21 protein-coding genes and 1 tRNA gene are annotated in these 21,873 nt (G+C 71.5%); 13 read left to right on the forward strand and 9 right to left on the reverse strand.

Going from position 1 to position 21,873, the window contains the following annotated elements; genetic code table 11:
* Window positions 1–77 precede the first annotated feature (77 nt).
* Entirely contained in the window at window positions 78–3,116 is a 3,039-nt protein-coding gene (locus tag PZC42_RS04735; RefSeq protein WP_277208875.1) for a UPF0182 family membrane protein, read from the forward strand.
* Between the two features lie 99 nt (window positions 3,117–3,215).
* Window positions 3,216–3,292 (forward strand) — tRNA-Met (locus tag PZC42_RS04740).
* Between the two features lie 61 nt (window positions 3,293–3,353).
* Here PZC42_RS04740 and PZC42_RS04745 read toward each other — a convergent pair.
* Together PZC42_RS04745 and PZC42_RS04750 are read right to left on the reverse strand one after the other, a co-directional pair.
* Window positions 3,354–4,559, reverse strand: a complete 1,206-nt coding sequence (locus PZC42_RS04745; protein WP_277208877.1) for an integrase core domain-containing protein — start codon at window positions 4,557–4,559, stop codon at window positions 3,354–3,356.
* Window positions 4,560–4,994: 435 nt separating this feature from the next.
* Window positions 4,995–5,864: an alpha/beta fold hydrolase gene (locus tag PZC42_RS04750; protein WP_277208878.1), complete on the reverse strand. Its 870-nt coding sequence runs from the start codon at window positions 5,862–5,864 to the stop codon at window positions 4,995–4,997.
* An 83-nt stretch (window positions 5,865–5,947) separates the two neighbouring features.
* Between PZC42_RS04750 and PZC42_RS04755 the strand changes: the two genes are divergently transcribed.
* From PZC42_RS04755 to PZC42_RS04785, 7 genes are all read left to right on the forward strand, one after another.
* A complete protein-coding gene (locus PZC42_RS04755) occupies window positions 5,948–6,463 on the forward strand; it encodes a CGNR zinc finger domain-containing protein (protein WP_277208880.1) in 516 nt (171 codons plus the stop codon).
* Window positions 6,464–6,596: 133 nt separating this feature from the next.
* Window positions 6,597–6,866, forward strand: coding sequence for a DUF7218 family protein (locus tag PZC42_RS04760; protein WP_277209289.1), 270 nt, complete (start codon window positions 6,597–6,599; stop codon window positions 6,864–6,866).
* Between the two features lie 42 nt (window positions 6,867–6,908).
* Window positions 6,909–7,460, forward strand: coding sequence for a dsRBD fold-containing protein (locus tag PZC42_RS04765; protein WP_277208884.1), 552 nt, complete (start codon window positions 6,909–6,911; stop codon window positions 7,458–7,460).
* A 126-nt stretch (window positions 7,461–7,586) separates the two neighbouring features.
* Window positions 7,587–8,459 carry an ABC transporter substrate-binding protein gene (locus tag PZC42_RS04770; RefSeq protein ID WP_277208886.1) on the forward strand — a complete coding sequence of 291 codons (873 nt, stop codon included), beginning with the start codon at window positions 7,587–7,589 and terminating at the stop codon, window positions 8,457–8,459.
* Window positions 8,460–8,463: 4 nt separating this feature from the next.
* Window positions 8,464–9,333, forward strand: a complete 870-nt coding sequence (locus PZC42_RS04775) for an amino acid ABC transporter permease (RefSeq protein ID WP_277208888.1) — start codon at window positions 8,464–8,466, stop codon at window positions 9,331–9,333.
* Window positions 9,330–10,088 (forward strand): amino acid ABC transporter ATP-binding protein, encoded by a 759-nt coding sequence (locus PZC42_RS04780; RefSeq protein WP_277208890.1) that lies wholly within the window; start codon window positions 9,330–9,332, stop codon window positions 10,086–10,088. The genes PZC42_RS04775 and PZC42_RS04780 overlap by 4 nt, the downstream gene beginning before the upstream one ends.
* Before the next feature lie 75 nt (window positions 10,089–10,163).
* A complete protein-coding gene (locus PZC42_RS04785) occupies window positions 10,164–11,000 on the forward strand; it encodes a phospholipase effector Tle1 domain-containing protein (RefSeq protein ID WP_277209290.1) in 837 nt (278 codons plus the stop codon).
* On the opposite strand, the gene PZC42_RS04790 is transcribed toward PZC42_RS04785, so the two are convergent.
* The 4 genes from PZC42_RS04790 to PZC42_RS04805 all read right to left on the reverse strand — a co-directional run bounded on the left by PZC42_RS04790 (window position 10,988) and on the right by PZC42_RS04805 (window position 13,990).
* Complete coding sequence (locus PZC42_RS04790; RefSeq protein WP_277208892.1) at window positions 10,988–11,368, reverse strand: universal stress protein; 381 nt, start codon at window positions 11,366–11,368, stop codon at window positions 10,988–10,990. The two genes, PZC42_RS04785 and PZC42_RS04790, sit on opposite strands and share 13 nt — an antisense overlap.
* Before the next feature lie 13 nt (window positions 11,369–11,381).
* Entirely contained in the window at window positions 11,382–12,485 is a 1,104-nt protein-coding gene (locus PZC42_RS04795; RefSeq protein WP_277208894.1) for a calcium/sodium antiporter, read from the reverse strand.
* Between the two features lie 55 nt (window positions 12,486–12,540).
* The gene (locus PZC42_RS04800) at window positions 12,541–12,987 is read right to left on the reverse strand and encodes a SufE family protein (RefSeq protein ID WP_277208896.1); all 447 of its coding nucleotides are present in this window, start codon (window positions 12,985–12,987) and stop codon (window positions 12,541–12,543) included.
* A gap of 85 nt (window positions 12,988–13,072) precedes the next feature.
* On the reverse strand, window positions 13,073–13,990 hold the full coding sequence (locus tag PZC42_RS04805; RefSeq protein WP_277208898.1) for a sulfurtransferase: 918 nt from the start codon (window positions 13,988–13,990) through the stop codon (window positions 13,073–13,075).
* A 183-nt stretch (window positions 13,991–14,173) separates the two neighbouring features.
* Between PZC42_RS04805 and PZC42_RS04810 the strand changes: the two genes are divergently transcribed.
* The 4 genes from PZC42_RS04810 (at window position 14,174) to PZC42_RS04825 (ending at window position 18,668) form a co-directional block, all read left to right on the forward strand.
* The gene (locus tag PZC42_RS04810; protein WP_277208899.1) at window positions 14,174–15,466 is read left to right on the forward strand and encodes a GAF domain-containing protein; all 1,293 of its coding nucleotides are present in this window, start codon (window positions 14,174–14,176) and stop codon (window positions 15,464–15,466) included.
* Between the two features lie 150 nt (window positions 15,467–15,616).
* On the forward strand, window positions 15,617–17,140 hold the full coding sequence (gene exaC / locus PZC42_RS04815; protein ID WP_277208901.1) for an acetaldehyde dehydrogenase ExaC: 1,524 nt from the start codon (window positions 15,617–15,619) through the stop codon (window positions 17,138–17,140).
* Window positions 17,141–17,152: 12 nt separating this feature from the next.
* Entirely contained in the window at window positions 17,153–17,569 is a 417-nt protein-coding gene (locus tag PZC42_RS04820) for a DUF779 domain-containing protein (RefSeq protein ID WP_277208904.1), read from the forward strand.
* A gap of 55 nt (window positions 17,570–17,624) precedes the next feature.
* Complete coding sequence (locus PZC42_RS04825) at window positions 17,625–18,668, forward strand: hypothetical protein (protein ID WP_277208906.1); 1,044 nt, start codon at window positions 17,625–17,627, stop codon at window positions 18,666–18,668.
* A gap of 90 nt (window positions 18,669–18,758) precedes the next feature.
* On the opposite strand, the gene PZC42_RS04830 is transcribed toward PZC42_RS04825, so the two are convergent.
* From PZC42_RS04830 to aceB, 3 genes are all read right to left on the reverse strand, one after another.
* The gene (locus PZC42_RS04830) at window positions 18,759–19,235 is read right to left on the reverse strand and encodes an HNH endonuclease (RefSeq protein WP_277208908.1); all 477 of its coding nucleotides are present in this window, start codon (window positions 19,233–19,235) and stop codon (window positions 18,759–18,761) included.
* 296 nt (window positions 19,236–19,531) lie between these two features.
* Entirely contained in the window at window positions 19,532–19,960 is a 429-nt protein-coding gene (locus tag PZC42_RS04835; protein WP_277208910.1) for a hypothetical protein, read from the reverse strand.
* 131 nt (window positions 19,961–20,091) lie between these two features.
* The gene (gene aceB, locus PZC42_RS04840) at window positions 20,092–21,822 is read right to left on the reverse strand and encodes a malate synthase A (protein ID WP_438802907.1); all 1,731 of its coding nucleotides are present in this window, start codon (window positions 21,820–21,822) and stop codon (window positions 20,092–20,094) included.
* Window positions 21,823–21,873 lie beyond the last annotated feature (51 nt).

Consider the following 21,873-nt stretch of genomic DNA (forward strand, 5'->3'; position numbering starts at 1 on the left):
CGACGCTGGAACGTTGTCCTGACGTCCCCGCGTGCCTGCACGTGTCCCGTCCCGAGCACGAATGAGGTGCCCGCACCGTGTCCTTCGCCCCACCCCGACGACCGGACGGACCGCCAGCAGCGAGGCGTCGGAGCCCGCTGCTGATCACGGTCGTGATCCTGGCGGCCCTCGTCGCCGCCCTCATCTTCCTGGCCACGTTCTGGACCGAGGTCCTGTGGTTCACCCAGGTCGGCTACGCCAACGTCGTCTGGACGCAGTGGATCGCCCGAGCCGTGCTGTTCGTCGTCGCGTTCCTCCTCATGGGTGCCGCCGTGTACAGCTCGTTCGCGGTCGGCTACCGCTCGCGGCCGGTCTACGCGCCGTCGACCCCTGAGCAGGCGACCCTCGACCAGTACCGCGAGGCGGTCGAGCCGCTGCGCAAGATGGTGACGTACGCCGGGCCGCTCCTCATCGGGTTCTTCGCAGGCGTGGCCGCGTCCTCGCAGTGGCGCACCGTGATGCTGGCCCTCAACGGTCAGACCTTCGGGCAGTCCGACCCGGAGTTCGGCATCGACATCGGCTTCTACGTCTTCACCCTGCCGGTGGTGCGCTTCGTCGTCAGCTTCCTGATGGCGGTCGTGGTCATCTCTGCCATCGCCGCGGTGGTGACCCACTACCTCTACGGGGGGCTGCGCATCGGTGCGCTGCCGGCCGGGATGTCCCGGACGACGACGGCGGCCCGCATCCACCTCGCCGTGCTCGGCGCCGTGCTGATGCTGCTCATCGGCGCGAACTACTGGCTCGACCGCTACAGCATCCTGACGAACTCGAACGCCCGCTACGACGGTGCTTCCTACACGGACGTGCACGCCGTGATCCCCTCCAAGGAGATCCTGATGGGCGTGGCCGTGCTGGTCGCCGCGCTCTTCGTGGTCGCGGCGTTCCGCGACACGTGGCGGCTGCCGGCGATCGGTGTCGGGCTCATGGTCGTCTCCGCGATCGCCATCGGCGGCATCTACCCGTCGATCGTCCAGCGGTTCCAGGTGGACCCGAACGCCCAGTCGCTCGAGGCGCCGTACATCCAGCGCAACATCGACGCCACGCTCGAGGCGTTCGGCATCGACGGGATCGAGTCCGAGCAGTATGACGCCACGACGGAGGTCACGGCCGGCCAGCTGCGGGACGACGCCGAGACGACGGCGTCGGTCCGGCTGCTCGACCCCCAGGTCGTCAGCCCGTCGTTCCGCCAGCTCCAGCAGAACAAGCAGTTCTACAACTTCACGGACCACCTCTCGGTGGACAGGTACGACATCGACGGGGAGTCGCGCGACACGGTGATCGCGGTGCGCGAGCTCAACCTGGACGGTCTCGCCGACCGCAACTGGACCAACGACCGCACCGTGTACACGCACGGCTTCGGCGTCGTCGCGGCCTACGGCAACCAGCCCGGTCCGGACGGCCAGCCCGCGTTCTTCGAGGGCGGCATCCCGACCCAGGGCGCGCTGACCGAGATGTTCTCGGACGGTTACGAGCCGCGGATCTACTTCAGCCCGGAGGCGCCGACGTACTCCATCGTCGGTGCGCCGGAAGGGACCGACGCGTGGGAGCTGGACTACCAGGCGGACGACGAGGGCGGCCGTCAGGTGCTGTACCAGTTCCCGACGGACGAGGTCTCGGCGGGCCCGGAGATCGGTACCTTCCTGGAGAAGCTGCTCTATGCCCTGAAGTTCGGCGACGAGCAGATCTTCTTCTCCGACCGTGTGACCGAGGAGTCGCAGATCCTCTACGACCGTGACCCGCAGGAGCGCGTGGCCAAGGTCGCGCCGTGGCTGACCCTCGACAACAAGGTGTACCCGGCCGTGGTGGACGGCCGGGTCAAGTGGATCGTCGACGCCTACACGACCACCGACGCCTACCCGTACTCGACGGCGGCGCCGATGCAGGAGGCGACCACCGACTCGCTGACGCTCGCCGCGCAGGGTGTCCCGGTCGACCTGCCGCCGGAGGTCAACTACATCCGCAACTCGGTCAAGGCGACCGTCGACGCGTACGACGGCACCGTGACGCTCTACGCCTGGGACGAGGAGGACCCGCTGCTGCAGGCCTGGAGTCAGGTCTTCCCGGACTCGCTGCAGCCGATCTCGGAGATCTCCGGCGACCTCATGTCGCACGTGCGGTACCCGGAGGACTTCTTCAAGGTGCAGCGGACGCTCCTGGAGCGGTACCACGTCACCGACGCGGTGCAGCTGTTCTCCGGCTCGGACGAGTGGGTGACCCCGAACGACCCCGTCTCCACGTCCGAGCTGGCGGCGTCCAAGCAGCCCCCGTACTACCTGACGCTGCAGATGCCGGGTCAGGACGACTCGGCGTTCTCCCTGACGAGCACGTTCATCCCGGGCGGTCACACCGACCGGGAGATCCTGACGGGCTATCTGGCGGCCAACGCCGACGCCGGTTCGGCGGACGGCGAGGTCGCCGAGGGCTACGGCACGCTGCGGCTTCTCGAGCTGCCTCGTGACTCGACGGTCCCCGGTCCGGGTCAGGTGCAGAACAACTTCAACTCGAACCCGACCATCTCCGAACAGCTCAACATCCTGGGCCGCGGGGACTCCGTGGTGGTGCGCGGGAACCAGCTGACGCTGCCGGTGGGCGGTGGTCTGCTGTACGTGCAGCCGGTCTACATCCAGTCGGCGGAGGGCACACAGTTCCCGCTGCTGCGGCGCGTGCTCGTGGCCTTCGGTGACCAGACGGGTTACGCGGAGACGCTGGACGACGCGCTCGACCAGGTGTTCGGCGGTGACTCCGGTGCACAGGCCGGGGACGCCGACGAGGCGGAGACGGACGTGCCCACGGACGTCCCGACGGACGAGATCACGGACCCGGCGGCGGAGCCCACGGACGAGCCGGAGGAGCCGGCAGAGCCCGCCGAGCCGGAGGAGCCGGCCGAGGAGCCGGCGGCGCCGTCCGGTGACGCCCAGGCCCGTCTGAACGCCGCGCTGGCGGACGCCAACGCCGCGCTGACGGACGGCCAGCAGGCACTGGAGAGCGGCGACTGGGCGGCCTACGGCGAGGCGCAGGAGCGCCTGCAGACGGCTCTCGAGGAGGCGCTCGCGGCCGAGGAGGAGCTCCAGGGCTGACAAGGGCCGGGCGGATGGGGCGCGGTTGTGACCTGCGTCCCATCCGCCCGGATCGATTGGACTTCGACCGAATCGATGCCGTAACGTTCAGGACATCGACGCGGGGTGGAGCAGTTCGGTAGCTCGCTGGGCTCATAACCCAGAGGTCGCAGGTTCAAATCCTGCCCCCGCTACCAATGTGATGTCTCAGGACATCGGAATGGCCTGAACCTACGGATCGTAGGTTCAGGCCATTCGTCATTTCCGGGCAGGTCCGGGTGGTCTGCCGGTGGGCTGGTAGACGACGTTGGGGTTGAGGGTGAGCTCGCGCAGGATCTCTCCGGTGGCGGCGTTGATGATGCGGATGTCGAGGTCTTGGATGAGGGCCAGGACGTAGGTTCGGGCGTAGGTCTTGCCGATGCCGATCTTGTAGAGGGTGCCGCCGTGGCGCAGGGTGATGGTGCCGGCGGTGGAGACCCGGTCGTGGCGGACGCGGTCGTGGGTGTCGCGGGAGCGGTCGGCGCTCGGGAAGGCTTTCGGGCGTGCCTGGTAGGCCGTGGCCGGGGTCGCGCGGTGGGGTAGCGCGCGGTGCGGGCGACGGTGGTTGTAGTAGTCGATGAACGCCTCGAGGAGGGCGTGCAGCTCGCTGACGGTGGTCGGCTGGACCCGTTGGGCGGTCAACCATTTCTTCATGGTCTGCTGGAAGCGTTCGACCTTGCCCTGGGTGGTCGGGCTGGAGGGTTTGCCGTTCTTCTGCACGATGTTCAGCCGGCGCAGTTCTTTTTCCAGGGCGGTGCGTCCGCCCCGGTACTTGTGACTGCTCAGGCGCACGGTGTAGACCAGCCCGTTGTCTGTCAGGGTTCTGGCGGGGTATCCGTGCAGGTCACCGGCTTGGCGGAAGGTGCTCAGGACGATCTGGGCGGTGATCGCCCGGTGGGCGGAGGCGTGGACGACGTAGCGGGAGTGGTCGTCCAGCCAGGTGATGATCTCGGCGTCGCGTCCGGGGCGGCCGTCGGGGGTGGTCAGGCGGTAGTGGGTGAAGTCCGACTGCCAGGTCTCGTTGGGTTGTTCGGCGGCGAAGCGGATGTAGGAACTGCGGGGCCGCTTCCTCGGTTCCGGGTTCACCGTCCCGTGGCGGGACAGGATCCGGTGGATCGTGGCCTTGGACAGCCTGGTGGCGTGATGGTGTTCCAGGTGCCAGGCGATGGTGTCGGCGCCGGCGTCCAAGCCGGCGTCGGACAGTTCCTTGCGCAGGGCCAGGACATGCTCGACGACGGTGTCGGGCGTGGCCTGCGGGCGAGTCTTCGGGGCGCGTGAACGTGGCTCGAACACGGCTTCGCCCTCGAGCTTGTGGCGGGCCATGAGCTTGGAGATCCAGCCCTGAGACACGCCGTAGGTGCGGGCGGCCTCGGACTGGGACTGGCCGGCGAGAACGGCGGTGATGACCAGACGGCGCTTCGACATGGCGGAGCATCCACCACGACCCGATCTCCGGCCGAGCAGCCATGCCGATGTCCCGAGACACGGGTATTCCGATGTCCCGAGACACCTCATTCCGATGTCCTGAGACTGGACACTGCCCCCGCTACCAACAGAGGGCCCCTCGCCTGGTTATCCACCAGGTGAGGGGCCCTTTTTCTTGGTCTCATCCTCGCGGTGCGGCGTCGTGGAGCCCCGGAAGCGACGAGCCACCCGCCGCCGAGCCGATGATGATGTTGCTGCTGCGAGCGGCTCATCGACGGCCGCCCGGCGCCCGGGCAGCGCTGCAGAGGCGGGTGGAACACGCCCGGCCTCGACGAGCGCACACCTCGCCCGACACCGAGCGCACCCCTCGGCCGGCGTCGGCCGTGCTGCGTCCGTCCCCGGCGCGGTGACGTCGAAGGCCGCTCGGTGTTCCGGTCAGCGGGTGAGTGCTGACGCGAGGAAGTTGCGGATGTGCGTGGCGGTCTCGTCGAGGTGGGACTCGAGGAGAAAGTGCCCTCCGTCCAGCAGGGCGATCCGGGCGTCGGGGAGATCCCGGGCGAACGCCTCCGCACCGGCGGGGCCGAAGATCTCGTCGTGCCGCCCCCAGACGGCCAGCAGCGGCACCTGGGACGACCGGAAGTACTCGTGCACCGCGGGGTACAACGGGCGGTTGCTGGAGTAGTCCTGGAACAGCCGGAGCTGCACCAGGTCGTTGCCCGGGCGCGAGACGAGGGCGAGGTCGTGCTCCCAGGTCTCCGGGTCCACGAGGGTGGGGTCCGGCACGCCGTGCAGGTACTGCCACCGGATCGCCTCGCGGGTGAGCGCGAAGCGGATGGCGGACTCGGTGTGCTCGTTCTGGTCCTCGCCCCAGGCCCAGACGTCCTTCCAGAAGTCCTCGACGAACCCGTCCTCGTACGCGTTGCCGTTCTGGCTGATGATCGCGGTGATCGCGGACGGGTTCTCCAGTGCGAGGCGCCAGCCGATCGGCGCGCCGTAGTCCTGGACGTAGATGGCGTAGCGGGTGAGCCCCAGCTGGGACAGCAGCGTGGACGTGATGCGCGCGAGCGCATCGAAGCTGTAGTCGAACTCGTCCACCCCGGGTGCGTCGGACAGCCCGAACCCCAGGTGGTCGGGCGCCACCACGTGGTACTCCTCGGCGAGCTGCGGGATCAGCGTGCGGAACATGTGCGAGCTGGTCGGGTAGCCGTGCAGCAGCACGACTGTCGGGGCGTCGACGGGTCCGGCCTCGCGGTAGAAGATCGTGCGTCCCTCGACGTCGGCGAACCGGTGATGGATGGCAACCATGGGGCTAACCCTCTCAATCGGTAGTAGGTGGTTAGTACAGCATGCCGATGCTAACCTGTCAATACCGACGGAGGAGGTTAGAGATGAACGTGGTGACGCGGGAGGACGAGGGCCTGCTGCTGGATCTGCTCAACACGACGCCCGTCGTCGACGGCGAGCGGACCGATGAGCTCGCCGAGCCTGACGCCGGCCACGAGTGGGCGGCGGAGCATGGCGGTGCCGGCAGCCCTCGGGAGGTCGCGACCCTGCGCCGCGTCCGTGCCGCGATCCAGGACGTCGTCCGCGGAGCCGCTGACGCGCAGACGCTCGAGGCGCACGTCGAACGGATCGAGCTGCGGCCGCGGCTGCGCGACGGCGCCCTCGGCTGGGAGCTGAGGACGCCCGCCGACGAGGCGCTCGCAGCCCGAGCGCTACTGGCGTGGGCGGTCCTCGACGAGCGCGCGCCCGGCCGCCTCCGGCCGTGCGCGAACCCCGACTGCCACCGCTATCTGCACGACCGCAGCAACGCGAACACCGCCCGTTGGTGCTCGATGGCCCTCTGCGGCAACCGGTTCAAGGCCCGTCGGCACTACCAGCGCACACGCAAGGCCGCGGACTGACGAACGTCGCGGGCAGGCGGACGCTTCCGGCGCCCGGCTGTTCGAGATGCGACGATCTCCGGTACGAGGCGACGATGGCGACGAGGCGGCCGTCGTCCGACGATCGCCCGTCGACGCGAAGGGAGTCACCCCGATGCCGCAACGAGATCCTGGCCCCAGCGTCAAGGACGAGGAGCTGTACGAGAAGCTCCGCGACGAGGGCAACAGCAAGGAGAAGTCGGCCCGGATCGCGAACGCGGCGGCGAACCGTGGCCGTCGCTCGGTGGGCGCGAAGGGCGGCCGGTCCGGGTCCTACGAGGACTGGACGGTCGACGACCTGCGGGAGCGCGCCGCCGAGGTCGGGGTCGAGGGCCGTTCGACCATGCGCAAGGAGGAGCTGATCGACGCCCTCCGCTCGCACTGAGTAGCCGCGCGCCCGTCGCGAGTGCGCCACGTCGGGGGCACCATGGGAGGACGACCTCGACTCGACGGCGAGACGGAGGAGAACATCATGAAGGCCTCGGTGGGAGACAGGATCGTGACGGCGTCCGGTGTGGTGGGCGGCGCGGTGCGCGACGGGACGGTCGTGGCGTGCGAGCACGAGGACGGATCACCGCCGTACCGCGTGCGCTGGGCCGACACGGGCGAGGAGTCCCTGGTCTTTCCCGGTCCGGACTCGATGGTCCAGCCCGCGCAGGGCGACGCTGACGACCGGAGCGAGGGTGAGCGGAACTCGGCCCGGTCCGTCACGTGGCAGGTTCAGCTCTCGCTCGTGGAGGCGGCCGGCAGCACGACGGCTGAGGCCGTCCTCCTGGCCGGCCCCGCGGAGCACGACGACATCGGGCGCCTGCGGTCCGTGGGTCACGCCCGCAAGGACCCGGACGACGCGGAGGTGCCGGTCATCGGCGACGAGGTGGCGGCCGGGCGTGCGCTGCGACGTCTGGCGGACATGCTGCTCGGGCAGGCGGAGGACGACATCACGGCGGCGACGGGCACCCCGGCCCACGTGCACCCCTGATGCCGCGCCCGCTCGACCGGGGCGGCACCGCTGCGGTGTGACCGGCGGCATAGAGCCGGACCACCGCACCGTCGTCGACAGGTCCTAGGCTCGACATGTCCTGTTGTCGCGTCGGAAGGCACCACCGTGCGTACGTCCCGTCCCGTTCTCACCGCCGCTCTGGCGTCCCTCGCAGTCGTCGCTCTGGCCGCGTGCGGCGCCGACGACGCCCCGACGGATGACGCCACCGAGCCGGCCGACGGCGCCACCTCGGCCACGCAGTGCGCGCCGGGCGAGCTGCCGACGCTCACGGAAGGCACGCTGACCGTCGGGGCGTCCGAGCCCTTCGAGCCCTGGTACGTGGGCGAGCCCACCAGCGGAGAGGGATTCGAGTCCGCCCTGGTGTACGAGGTCGCCGAGCGTCTGGGCTACGCCGCCGACGACGTCGAGTGGACGTCGGTGACCTTCGAGCAGATCGTCTCCCCGGCGATCAAGCCGTTCGACCTGGCCGCCTACCAGACGACGATCACCGACGAGCGGGCCGCGGCGGTGGACTTCTCCAGCCCGTACCTCACCAGCCGCCAGGGCGTGATCGTGGCCGACGACGGCGACTTCGCCGACGCGGCGAGCCTGGCCGACCTGACCGGTGCCAAGGTGGGCGTTACCGCGTCCCAGACCTCCCTCGACGCGGCGGAGCAGGCATGGGGCGAGGACGTCGAGATCGTGCCGTTCAGCGGCGCCGGCGACGGGATGACGGCGCTCACCTCGGGAACCGTCGACGCGATGGTCATGGACGTCGACCAGGGTGTCGCCGCCTCGACGGTGTACTTCCCGGACACCACCGTCATCGGCACGCTGCCCGACGCCGGTGAGCCCGAGCAGCTCGGACTGGTCCTCGACAAGGACTCGGAGCTCACCGACTGCGTCTCCGCCGCGATCGACGAGATGTCCGCCGACGGCACGCTCGACGAGCTGCGCACCACCTGGCTCGCCTCCGACGACATCGAGCAGCTCTCCTGACCCCGTGAGCGGCTGGCAGCCCTCCGCACGGGCGCGGGAGCGGGACACCTTCCGGCGGGCCCAGCGCCGCCGGGCGCTCGCCGTCGCGACCGTCGCGACCGTCGTCGTCGTCGCGGCGGTGGCGTACGTCGTGGCGACCGCGCCCGGCTGGGAGCGGGCACGCACGGCGTTCTTCTCGCCCGAGCGAGCCGTCGAGGTGCTGCCCCAGGTGGCGCAGGGGCTGTGGCTCAACGTGCGGGTGTGGCTGGTGGCGTCGGTGGTGGGGCTGGTCGTCGGGCTGCTGCTCGCCGTGGTGCGGACCTCGCGGCTGCCGGCACTCTTCCCGCTGCGGGTGCTGACCGTGGCGTACGTCGACGTGTTCCGGGGTGTCCCGGTGCTGCTCGTGCTGCTGCTCGCCGGCTTCGGCCTGCCCGCCCTGCGCCTCGAGTGGCTGCCGGTGAGCGCGGCGTTCCTCGGCGGCCTGGCGATCGTGCTCACCTACACCGCCTACCTGGCGGAGATCTTCCGCGCCGGCATCGAGTCGGTCCATCCCTCCCAGGTGGCGGCGGCCCGCTCGCTCGGCCTGAGCCGCGGGCAGACGGTGCGCCGGGTCGTGCTCCCGCAGGCGGTCCGCAACGTCACGGCCCCGACGGCGAGCATGCTGGTCTCGCTCCAGAAGGACTCCGGGCTGATCTCGATCCTCGGGGCCGTCGACGCGATCCGCGCGGCGCAGATCGCCACGACGGGCGACTACAACTTCACGCCCTACGTCGTCGCGGGCGTGCTGTTCCTGCTGCTGTCGATCCCGCTCACCCGCCTCGTGGACGCCTGGTCCGCCCGGCAGGGATGGCGCGGGCGGCTGCGGGGCGTGAGCGGCGGCGGGGTGATCCGATGAGCGCGGACGCGCTGCTGTCGCTGCGTGGCGTGCGCAAGACCTACCCCGGCGACGGCCGGCGGGCCGAGCCCAAGGTCGTCCTCGACGGTATCGACCTGGACGTCACCGAGCACGAGTGCGTCGTGCTCGTCGGGTCCTCGGGCTCGGGCAAGTCGACCCTGCTGCGGGTGATCGACCTGCTCGAGGAGATCGACGACGGCCAGGTGCTGCTCGACGGTGTCGACGTCGCGGACCCGTGGGTGGACGCCGACGCGGCCCGCGCGCGGATGTCGATGGTGTTCCAGCAGTTCAACCTGTTCCCCCACCTGCGTGTGCTGGACAACGTCACCCTCGCGCTGCGGCTGGTGCACGGCCGGGGTCGCGCCGAGGCAGTGACAGCGGGCCTGGCGATGCTCGAGAAGGTGGGGCTGGCGCACAAGGCACGGTCCTTCCCCGACGAGCTGTCCGGCGGGGAGCAGCAGCGGGCCGCCATCGCGCGAGCGCTGGTCAGCGGTCCCGAGCTGCTGCTGCTCGACGAGGTCACCTCGGCGCTCGACCCCGAGCTGGTGGGCGAGGTGCTCGACCTGCTGGTCGCGCTGCGGGACGAGGGCACCACGATGGTCGTGGCCACGCACGAGATGGGCTTCGCCCGCGACGTGGCCGACGAGGTGGTGTTCCTGCACGACGGCCAGGTGCACGAGCGGGGCGCCCCGGCCCAGGTCCTCGGCGACCCGCAGCGGCAGCGCACGCGCGACTTCCTGCGCCGCCTGCGCTGACACGCCGCGAGGCTCACAGGCCCGCGTATCAGGTCGGGCTCACGTCCCTCCCTCCAGGAGAGGGGGGTGAGCGGGATGAGGCGTCTGGTCCTGTGCTGCGACGGTCGGTGGAACCGGGGGTCCGACGAGCGTGCGTCGTGCCTCGAGAAGATCGCCTGGGTCCTCCGTCGCGGCCTGGTGCCCGGGCGCGACGGTGGGCCCGGCGTCATGCAACGGGTGGGTCACGTGGGTGACGTCGGCGCCCCCGGGCCCCGGCTCGCCCGGGTGCTGGCAGGCGCCCTCGGCCTCGGGATGACGCGCGACGTCGTCGACGGCTACCAGTTCCTGGCGACGAGCCACGAGCCGGGCGACGAGATCGTCGTCCTGGGGTGCTCGCGCGGGGCGTACACGGCTCGCAGCATCGTCGGCATGCTGAGCCAGGTCGGTCTGCTCACGCGCGAGGCGCTCCACGACGGGAGGCTGCCGGAGGCAGCGCGGCTCTATCGTCGGCGCGCGCGGGACACGGAGGCGGCCGAGGTGCTCGCCTGGGACCGGGCGGAGTTCCGGCGCGCGTACGCGCGCCAGGTGCCGGTGCGGTTCCTCGGGGTCTTCGACACGGTCGGCGCGCTCGGGGTCCCCGTCCTGGCCCGGCGCACCTACCGGTTCCACGACGTCCGGCTCGCCGACCAGGTCGAGGTCGCCCGGCAGGCGGTGACGGTCGGCGAGGGGCGGTCCACGGTCGCGCCCTCCTTGTGGGACGTCCCCGCGGACGATGCCGACAGGGTGCGGCAGGCGTGGTTCCCCAGCGGGTCCGACGGCGCCGCCCTGCGGTGGATGGTGGAGCAGCTGCGATCGGTGGGGGTCGCGTTCGACGAGGACCTGCTCCCCGCGCAGGGAGCTACCGATCGTGACCGAGGTGGTCAGGCGCCGTAGGTGTCCTTGACCACGAGGACGGGTACGGGCGAGTCGAGCAGGACGCGCTGTGTCGTGGTGCCCATGAGGAACGTGCCCTGGCTGGAGCGCTTGCGCGAGCCGACGACGACGAGCGTCGCCCCGGTCTCCTCGGCGGCGTCGAGGATCGCGTCGGCCGGCTCGGTCTGCTCGTCGCGGGAGAACACGACCGGTGCGGCACCCGCTGCGGCGAGCAGCGCGTCCAGCTCCGCGGGGGCGGGAGCTCCGGGGGGTTGCGGGTCGAGCACGAGCACGTGCAGCGGCAGGTCGCGTGACGCGGCCTCCTCCAGCGCCGTCCGGACTGCCGCCTCGCCGTGCGGGGAGACGTTGTAGGCCACGAGCACCGTCATGGCCCCAACTCTGTCACACCTGGCGGCGGCCGCGCCGCAGCCCGAGCTCGTAGGCGGCCAGGGCGACGAGCCAGACGGCCGTGACGGGCAGGACGAACCAGAGCATCGTGGCGCTGAACGGTTCCAGGGCCTCGTGGTCGGTGGCGGCCAGCAGGACGAAGGCGACGTAGGCGACGTAGAGGGCGACGAAGAGCGCTCCCTCCCACCGCTTGATGATCTGGCCGGTGAACGCCACGGGGAGCAGGGCCAGGGTGACCGCCACCATGAGGGGCAGGTCGAAGTGCACGGCGGCCGGGTCCACGCCGATGCCACCGGGGGCGATGACGGCGGTGATGCCCAGGACCGCGCCGATGTTGAAGATGTTGCTGCCCACGATGTTGCCGACCGCCAGGTCTCGCTCCCCGCGCCGGACGGCGATGATGCTCGTCGCGAGCTCGGGCAGGGACGTGCCGACGGCGACGACCGTCAGCCCGATGACGAGGTCGCTCACCCCGAACGTCGTGGCGATCTGCGTCGCACCACGGACCAGGAGCTGTGCGCCGGTCACCAGGAGCGCCACCCCGACCGCCACCAGGATGATGTCGGTCAGGACGGAGCGCGCGCGGGTCGTCCGGAACCAGCGGGTCGGGCGCGTGTCGCCGCGGGGCGGTGCCTCGTCCGTCCACCCCCGACGGGAGCGCAGGACCGTGACGACGAGGTAGCCGGCGAGGAGCGCGATCAGCAGCACGCCGTCGACGGTGCTGATCGTCCCGTCGAGCGCCAGGACCAGGGCGAGGGCCGCGAGGCCGATCATCACCGGGATGTCGGTGCGCACGACCTGCGACGTGACGGCCAGCGGGACCACGAGCGCCGAGACGCCGAGGACGAGCAGGATGTTGGCGATGTTGCTCCCGACCACGTTGCCGACGGCGAGGCCGGGTGACCCGGACAGGGCGGCGCCGGCGCTGACGGCGAGCTCGGGGCTGGACGTCGCGAAGGACACCACGGTGAGACCGACGACGAGGGCTGACATCCCCATCGTCCGCGCCAGCGAGGCGGCGCCGCGGACCAGGGCCTCGCCGCCACCGACGAGCAGCACGAACCCGGCGAGCAGCAGCAGGATGTTCGAGAGGCTCACGCGCCCAGGGTACGGGCGGGCGAGCCTCTCGGCGGTCGGGGCGGGCCGTCCCGGGTCAGGCCCTCGCGAGCTGCTCGACGACCTGCCGCTTGGCGCGGGTGAGCATCCCGGCCATGCCGTTGAGGCGCAGAGCGCTGACGGCGCGGGTCAGGCCGAGCTGCAGGGGGAACTCCTCGGGCACGTCGAGGACCTGCTGCGGCGTCAGCCCCGACAGCCCTTGGGCGAGGATCGAGGCGAACCCGCGCGTGGTGGGTGCCTCCTGCGGGGCGGAGGCGTAGAAGTGCACGACGTCGCCGTCGACCTCCGCGAACGCCCGGACGGGGGACTGGCACTCCTCGACCTTCTCGAGCAACCCCGGTGCCAGGGCGTAGCGCTCGGGCAGCTCTGGCAGCTCGCGGGAGAACTCGAGCAGGAGCTGGAGCCGGTCGGGCTCGGTCAGGGCCAAGAAGTCCTCGCGGATCTCGGCCAGAGGCTCGGGCAGGGCGTGCGCGGGATCGCTCATGGTCTCAGTCTCTCTCGGTGCGAGGTAGCGCAGAACTCGGCGAGGTAGCGCACGGTGCGCTACCTCGCCGACGGGCGGTACCGGTTCAGGCGGCCCTGAGGCTCGCGGGCACCTCGCCCGGCTGGTCGCCCGCGACGATCGGCACGCGCACGGCGTTGCCCCACTCGGTCCAGGAACCGTCGTAGTTGCGCACGTCGGGTACCCCCAGGAGGAAGTGCAGGGCGAACCACGTGTGGCTGGAGCGCTCGCCGATGCGGCAGTAGGTAATGACCTTGTCATCGGACCTGATCCCCAGGCCGCCGTCGAGATAGATGTTCTCGAGCTCCGCGCGGGGCTTGTAGGTGCCGTCCTCGGCGACCGCGGTGGCCCACGGGACGCTGTGCGCGGTGGGGATGTGGCCGCCGCGCAGCACGCCCTCCTCCGGGTAGTCGGGGATGTGCAGGCGCTCGCCCGTGTACTCCTGCGGGGAGCGGATGTCGACGAGCGGCCCCTGGCCGAGGTGCGCGAGCACGTCCTCCTTGAAGGCGCGGAAGGTCGAGTCGTCGCGGTCGACGGCGGGGTAGTCGGCGGGCGTCGGCTCGGGCACGTCCGTGGTCAGCTCGCGGCCCTCGGCGACCCAGAGGTTGCGGCCGCCGTCGAGCAGGCGGACGTCGGAGTGGCCGAACAGGGTGAACACCCATGCGGTGTACGCGGCCCACCAGTTGTTCTTGTCGCCGTAGAGCACGATCGTGGTGTCGCGGGAGATGCCCTTGGACCCGAGCAGCTCGGCGAAGCCGGGGCCGTCGAGGTAGTCGCGCTCGACGGGCAGCAGCAGGTCGGTGTGCCAGTCGACCTTCACGGCGCCGGGGATGTGGCCAGTCTCGTAGAGCAGCACGTCCTCGTCGGACTCCACCACCACGAGGTCCGGGCTGTCGAGGTTCTGCGCGAGCCACTCGGTCGTCACGAGACGCTCGGGGTGGGCGTACTCCTGCAGGCGCGGGGTCGGGTCGAGCGGAGCGGGCATGGTGTCCTCCAGTGGGTGCGTCAGCGGGGCCGCGTGGTCCGCACACACCCTAGGCAGGCACCCACCAGGGGCGACACCTGGTGTCCATGATGTGGGACCAGGATTTGAGACGGCTTCCCCGGGCGCCCTCCGGTGCGCCACCTAGACTGGGCGGCACCACCGCACGACGACGTCGGAGGCGCCATGCCGGACCGATCTGCCGCACGGGACTCCGCTGAGCCCGGCCGTGCACCCGGTGCCGGTCGCCCCGTCCGCCGCGACCGCAGGTCCGTGCAGATGGCCTACGACACGTTCCTCGGCACAGGCTCCCTCGCTCCCGGCCTGGACCCGCTCGTCGCCGCCTCCTGGCGACGCAGCCGACGTTCCGGCGTCGACCCGGACTCGCTGCGCGCCGCCGCCGACCTCGGTGACCGGGAGCTCGACGACTACCGCACGACGCACCCCTTGGCGCCCTTCATGCCGCTCGTCCGCGACCTCGTCGTCGACGCGGCACGTGACGACGGTCTGGTCGTGGCCGTCTCCGACGACGCCGGCCGGCTCCTGTGGGTGGAGGGCGACGCCCGCACGCGCACGACAGCGGAACGCGTCGGTTTCGTCGCGGGTGCCGTCTGGCGCGAGGAGAGCGTCGGCACCAACGCCCCCGGCACCGCGCTCGCGACGCGGCGGGCCGTGCAGGTCCTGGGCGCCGAGCACTTCTCCCGCCCCGTCCAGTCGCTCAACTGCGCCGCGGCCCCGATCCGCGCCGCCGACGGCCGGGTGATCGGCGTGCTGGACGTGACCGGCGGCCGAGCCGCCGCCTCCCGCGTGGCGCTCTCGTTGGTCCGTGCCACGGTGGCGAGCCTCGAGCGCGAGCTCCTCGCGCGGGGGCAGGGGACGCCCCCCGCCGGGGTCGCCACCGGCCGCCGACCCGCGGTGCGGCTCCTCGGTACGCCGACGCTGCACCGGCCGGACGGCGACCACCGCCTCTCTCAGCGGCACGCCGAGATACTCGCGCTCCTCGGCGAGCACCCACGCGGACTCACCGTCGAGGAGCTCGCCGTGCTGCTGCACCCGGGCGACCTGTCCGACGTCGCGGTGCGTGCCGAGATCTCCCGCCTGCGACGCGTCGCGGGTCAGCTGGTGACCGGCTCGCGGCCCTACCGGCTGGCGCCAGGGGTCCGCAGCGACGTCGCCGTCGTGCGGGAGCACCTCGCGGCGGGGGACACGACGGCGGCGCTCGCCGCCTACGCCGGCCCCCTGCTGCCGCGCTCCGGTGCGCCCGGCGTCGAACGGGCCCGTGCCGAGCTCACGGCCGAGGTGCGGTCCGCCGTCCTGAGCAGCGGCGACCCGGCCGCGCTGGACGCCTGGACCCGGTGCGACGACGGTGCCGACGACGTCGAGGCGTGGGCACTCCTCGTGCGGCGCGCCGGTCACGGGAGCCCGCTGTGGTGCCGGGCGCGGGCGCACCTCGTGGTCGTGGACGCGGCACTGCGCTGAGCGCCTCCCGCCTCCGCCGGCATGCAACGGTGCTGCAACTCCCGGCGCCTAGCGTGGCGGACACGGCGCGACGAGGCGCCGTCGTCGGGCACCCGGCCGCGAGGCGGACCGTGCACCCGGTGACGTGTGTACTGCGAGGAGGCAGCAAGCATGACCGTCTACACGCCCCCCGGCCAGCCCGGGTCGATCGTCGAGTACCGCAGCCGGTACGACCACTGGATCGGCGGCGAGTACGTGGCCCCGGCCGGCGGGGAGTACTTCGAGAACCCCAGCCCTGTCACGGGGCAGACCTTCTGCGAGGTGGCGCGCGGCAACGCCGACGACATCGAGCGTGCGCTCGACGCGGCGCACGGCGCGGCGCCCGCCTGGGGCCGCACCTCGGTCACCGAGCGGGCGAACGTCCTGAACCGCATCGCCGACCGCATCGAGGCGAACCTCGAGAAGATCGCGGTGGCCGAGAGCTGGGAGAACGGTAAGCCCGTGCGCGAGACGCTCGGCGCCGACATCCCCTTGGCGATCGACCACTTCCGCTACTTCGCCGGCGCGATCCGTGCCCAGGAAGGCTCGATCTCCGAGATCGACGGCGACACGATCGCCTACCACTTCCACGAGCCGCTCGGCGTCGTCGGGCAGATCATCCCGTGGAACTTCCCGATCCTCATGGCCACGTGGAAGCTGGCGCCGGCGCTCGCGGCGGGCAACGCCGTCGTGCTCAAGCCGGCCGAGCAGACGCCGGCCTCGATCCTCTACCTGATGGACCTCATCGGTGACCTGCTGCCGCCGGGCGTGCTGAACGTCGTCAACGGGTTCGGCGTGGAGGCGGGCAAGCCGCTCGCGTCGTCGTCACGGATCCGCAAGATCGCCTTCACCGGCGAGACGACCACCGGCCGGCTGATCATGCAGTACGCGTCGCAGAACATCATCCCGGTCACGCTCGAGCTCGGTGGCAAGTCGCCGAACGTGTTCTTCTCCGACGTCGCCGCCGAGCGGGACGACTTCTACGACAAGGCGCTCGAGGGCTTCACCATGTTCGCCTTCAACCAGGGCGAGGTGTGCACCTGCCCGTCCCGCGCGCTGATCCAGTCCGACATCTACGACCAGTTCCTCGGCGACGCCCTTGAGCGCACGAAGGCCGCCGTGCAGGGCAACCCACTGGACACCGAGACGATGATCGGCGCCCAGGCCAGCAACGACCAGCTCGAGAAGATCCTGTCGTACATCGACATCGGCAAGGCCGAGGGAGCCACGGTCCTCGCCGGGGGCGAGCGGGCCGACCTCGGCGGCGACCTCTCGGGCGGCTACTACGTGACGCCGACGATCTTCGAGGGGAAGAACTCCATGCGGATCTTCCAGGAGGAGATCTTCGGCCCCGTGGTGTCCGTGACCGATTTCGCGGACTTCGACGACGCGATCAAGACCGCCAACGACACCCTCTACGGTCTCGGCGCGGGCGTGTGGACCCGCAACGGCACGACGGCGTTCCGGGCCGGCCGCGCCATCGAGGCGGGCCGCATCTGGACCAACTGCTACCACGCCTACCCGGCCGCGGCCGCGTTCGGCGGGTACAAGGGCTCCGGCGTCGGTCGCGAGAACCACAAGATGATGCTCGACCACTACCAGCAGACCAAGAACCTGCTCGTCAGCTACTCCGGCGTGCGCGACGGCTTCTTCTAGGAGGGGGAACAGATGGCGGACGACGGCGGGGCGGTCGCTGCCCGGGAGCGACCCGCGCGCGTCGCCGTCACCGACGCCGCGGCCGAGCTCCTCGCTCGGCTGCGGCGTCGGCACGGCGACCTCATGTTCCACCAGTCCGGCGGGTGCTGCGACGGGTCCAGCCCCATGTGCTACCCGGCCGGCGACCTGCTCACCGGCGACGCGGACGTCCACCTGGGCGACCTCACCGTGCCGGACGAGAGCGCCGCCTTCACCGTGCCGGTCTGGATGAGCCGGGCCCAGTTCGAGTACTGGAGCCACACCCACCTGACGATCGACGTGGTGCCGGGGCGGGGCGCCGGGTTCAGCGTGGAGGCCCCCGAGGGAGTGCGGTTCCTCATCCGCTCGCGGCTGTTCACGGACGTCGAGGCCGAGGCGCTGCGCGGCTGACCGTCGTCGCACGGGGGGTACCGCACCAGGGTCCCGACCGGCTATGTTGCACTCCGTGAGCACCGAAGCAGAGGCCTTCCCGTCCGTGTCGTCGCTGCCTGCATGGCTCGTGCCGTCCGTGTACCTGAACTGGTCCACGGACTGGCTGCGTGAGTCCATCGCCATCGCGACGCGTTCTCACGAGCATGCACTGCCAGGCGGCCCGGACGGCCCCAAGCGGGGCGACGTCGTCGTGACCGTCCTCGGCGAGGCGGGCGTGGTCGCGTCCGTCGAGCTCATGGGGTCCTCCGACGGCGACTCCTGGGTCACCGACGAGCTCTTCGGCCCCGACCGACCGATCGTGTGGGCCGACCTCTTCGACGGGGCGGACGCCTACATCGGCTCCTCGGGGTGGTTGCCCGCCGAGCACGCCCGCGCGGTGCTCGACGGCGTCGCCAACCAGTTCCACGACGGGCCGGTGCACACCATCGACCCCGGCGACTGCGCCGACGGGACGGCCGCCTCCGACGTGCACGTCCTGCGGGTCCTCGGCCACCGCGCCGTGTCCGGCTGGGCCATGCGCCGCGAGGAGCGGTGCGCCACCTGCGAGCGCTTCGTCGACGTCCACGAGCTGCAGGCGCACGACGACGGCGCGGTGCGGCTCGGCACGACCACGGCCGGCGGCCGCACCCTCGAGCAGGTCATCCGTGACGTGCACCTGATGTGCCCGCAGTGCCACGACCTCATGCACGCCCACTCCGTGTCCGCCCAGCGCGCCCGCCTGCGGCCGCAGTGCCCCGGCTGTGGTGTGCGCGGCAAGACCAAGCGCATCGTGTGGGGCATGACCTTCAGCGACGACGTCGTGAGCTCCGAGCCCGACGTCGTCTACGGGGGCTTCGAGGTGCCCGTGCCGGCGCCGGAGTGGTACTGCACCGAGTGCCACGCGAACTTCGGCAGCACCGTCGTCGCGTCCCGCGTGCTCGACTCCGAGGGGCCGGCCGTGCCGCAGCCCGTCACGGGTGCGATCGCGCGGGTCAGTGACGACACCGAGCTGATGGCCCCCGCGGCTGCCGAGCCGGACGCTGGCGAACCGCGCTGGGAGCCCATCGAGGGAGCCTGATCGGTTCGGTACGACGCGGCCGGGTCGGCACACCTGCGTGCCGACCCGGCCGCATCCTACCGACCTGACCGAGGAGCGATGCGACGTCGTTCAGGCGGCCACGGGTCTGGCTCGGCGACGGCGCCGGACCAGCCCGTGGTCGAAGGGCGGCACGTACGGCGCGAGCCGCAGCGGCATGCCAGCCTCGAGAGGTGTGCGGTCGGCCTTGCGGTGGTTGCACGGCCTGCATGCGGCGACAAGGTTGAGCCACGAGCTCTCGCCGCCTCGGGACCGGGGGACCACGTGGTCGACAGTCTGTGCCGGGCCGCCGCAGTAGGCGCACGCCCCGTCACGGCGCTTGATGCCGTCCTTGGTCACCGCCGGACGCCCACCACCGCGGTAGAGCCACCGCATCGTCACGTAGCGCACGAGCCTCAGGACGCGGGGGAGCGGGTAGGGGCCGAAGGACTTGCCCTCGTCGAACTCCTCGACCACGGCGACCTCGCGGACGAGCATCGTGATGGCGTGCTTGACCGATACCCGGTGCAGCGGCTCGTAGCCGGCGTTGAGGACCAGTACGTCGGTCACGGTCCTGCTCCCTCCTGCGTTGCGCCGGTCCGTACGGCCGGCGCAGTCTCAGCGGCTCCCTCGGTCGGTCGGTGACTCGGACGGCGGCGATCCGGGCAGGACCACCGGACGGGCGCACTGTGGCGTCCGTCACGGAAAATGTAAAGGCCCAGAGCGCGCAGGTCCAGGGCATTGGTGGTTGTTCTCGGCCAGGAGACGGGCTGCGGAGGGGCGAAGCGGGACATCTCCGGCAGGCTCGGTGGTCGCGTCCGCGATCGGCGACGCGGTGTGTTGCGGAGGCCTCGACCTTCCGACGGTCACCCCGCGTCGTCCATCGCCAGCGGCCGGACCGCGCCACCGGCGGCGACGAACAGCCCGTGCAGCCGGAACCCGCGCTGCGCGGCTTGGTCCCGCAGCGCGGCGTTCCAGGCGCGGTCGGCCGTGGTGACGGACTGCTCGCCGGGGCGCTCGAGCATGGCCACGACGGATCCGCCGGGCACGGACTGCTCGGTGACCGAGGCGATGACGCCGCCGAACCGCGCGGCGTCGTCGTCGCTGGGGCGGTCGGGGACGTCACGGACGGGCACGGCGATGCCGGTGACGCGGTCGTCGGAGTCGAGCCAGGCGAGGGTGAGGACGCGTTCGCGGGGCAGGACCCCGCCGCACAGGAAGCTCGCGAGCTCGAGGAGGGCGGCGTCGTCGGCGACCTTGTCGCCCGGGCGGAACGGTCTGGTGGTGAGGTTCATGCCGTCACCCTGCCCGCCGCCGCCCCCCACCCGCACCTGCTATCCACAACCTGTGGACAAACGCCGAACGTCTCGGTTCGGCACGGTTTGGCAGGTCAAACCGTGCCGAACCGAGACGTTCGGCGACGCCCTTAGAAGTAGCGGGCGTAGGCGCTTGTTGTCAGGAACGGCGGGAACTCGTCGCCGAGGGCCACCTCGCGGAAGATCGCGGCGGCCTCGTCGAGGCGGTCGCCCCGCGAGCGCGGCTGGGACTGCAGGAGCTCCCGCAGCATGGACTCGCACAGTGCCCGCGTGATCGTCACGCCCCCGGCGGTCACCGTCCCGGAGTGGATCCACTGCCAGATCTGCGACCGGGAGATCTCCGCCGTCGCGGCGTCCTCCATGAGGCTGTCCAGCGCTGCCGCGCCCGCGCCCCGGAGCCATGAGGCGATGTACCGCACGCCCACCGAGATGTTGGTCCGCAGACCGTCCTTGGTGATCGTCGCGCCGGCACGGCGGGCCGAGGCCACGTCGAGCAGGTCCGCCTGTCCGACGGTCACGTCGTCGCGCAGGCGCTCCACCTGGTTCTCCCGCTCGCCGAGCACGGCGTCGAACGCCTCGCGGGCGATCGGGATGAGGTCGGGGTGAGCCACCCAGGAGCCGTCGAACCCGTCGCCGGCCTCCCGCTCCTTGTCGGCGCGGACCTTGGCGAAGGCCTGCTCGGTGACCTCCGGGTTGCGGCGGTCGGGGATGAAGGCGCTCATCCCGCCGATGGCGTGCGCCCCGCGCCGGTGGCACGTGGCGACGAGCAGCTCGGTGTAGGCCCGCATGAACGGCGCCGTCATCGTCACCTGCGCCCGGTCGGGCAGCACGTAGGAGTCACCGCGGTTGCGGAAGCACTTGATGACGCTGAACAGGTAGTCCCAGCGTCCGGCGTTGAGGCCGGCGCAGTGCTCGCGCAGCTCGTAGAGGATCTCCTCCATCTCGAACGCCGCGGGCAGCGTCTCGATCAGCACCGTGGCGCGGATGGTGCCGCGCGGGATGCCGAGCGCGTCCTGCGCCAGCTCGAAGACCTCGTTCCACAGCCGCGCCTCGCGGTGCCCCTCCAGCTTGGGCAGGTAGAAGTACGGCCCGCGGCCACGGGCGATGAGCTCGGCGGCGTTGTGGAAGAGGTAGAGCCCGAAGTCGACCAGGGAGCCCGACGCCGGCTGCGTCGAGCCGTCCGTGCCCGTGTAGGCCAGGTGCGACTCGAACAGGTGCCAACCGCGCGGCCGGAACACGATGGTCGGCATCTCGGTCAGCTCGGAGGTGCGCAGCGCGTACCGCTTGCCGGGGGTGCGTCCCCCGTCCGACGACGGCGCCTCGAACGTGAGGGCCCCGCGGATCGCGTCGCGCAGCGCACGCTGCCCGGTGATCACGTTGGACCAGGTGGGGGACTGGGCGTCCTCGGCGTCGGCGAGCCAGACCTTCGCGCCCGAGTTGAGCGCGTTGATCGTCATCTTCGGGTCGGTCGGCCCGGTGATCTCGACGCGGCGGTCGGCGAGGCCCGGCGCTCCGGCGGAGCCGGCGACGCGCCACGACGGGTCGTCCCGCACGGGCCGGGTCACGGGCAGGAAGTCCGGGTCGGCGCCGTCGGCGATCTCCCGGGTGCGCCGCTGCCGGGTCAGCAGCAGCTCGCAGCGGGCGTCGGCGAACTGGTCGTGCAGCAGGGCCAGGAACTCCAGCGCCTGCGGCGTGAGGATCTCGTCGAAGCCGGGCTCCATGGGGCCGATGACGTCCATGGTCCCCTCCGCGACGGTGGCGGAGTCGGCCAGGGCGATGCCGCGGGGCGGCGTCGGCGGGTGCTCGGTGGACGGTCGGGGCCGGTCGTCGATCGTGGTCATGGTGTACCTCCAGGTTGTCGCCGCGGGACGGGGGAGAGCGCCCCGCGGCGA

Source organism: Isoptericola croceus (genome assembly GCF_029382255.1).
GTDB classification, from domain to species: domain Bacteria; phylum Actinomycetota; class Actinomycetes; order Actinomycetales; family Cellulomonadaceae; genus Isoptericola; species Isoptericola croceus.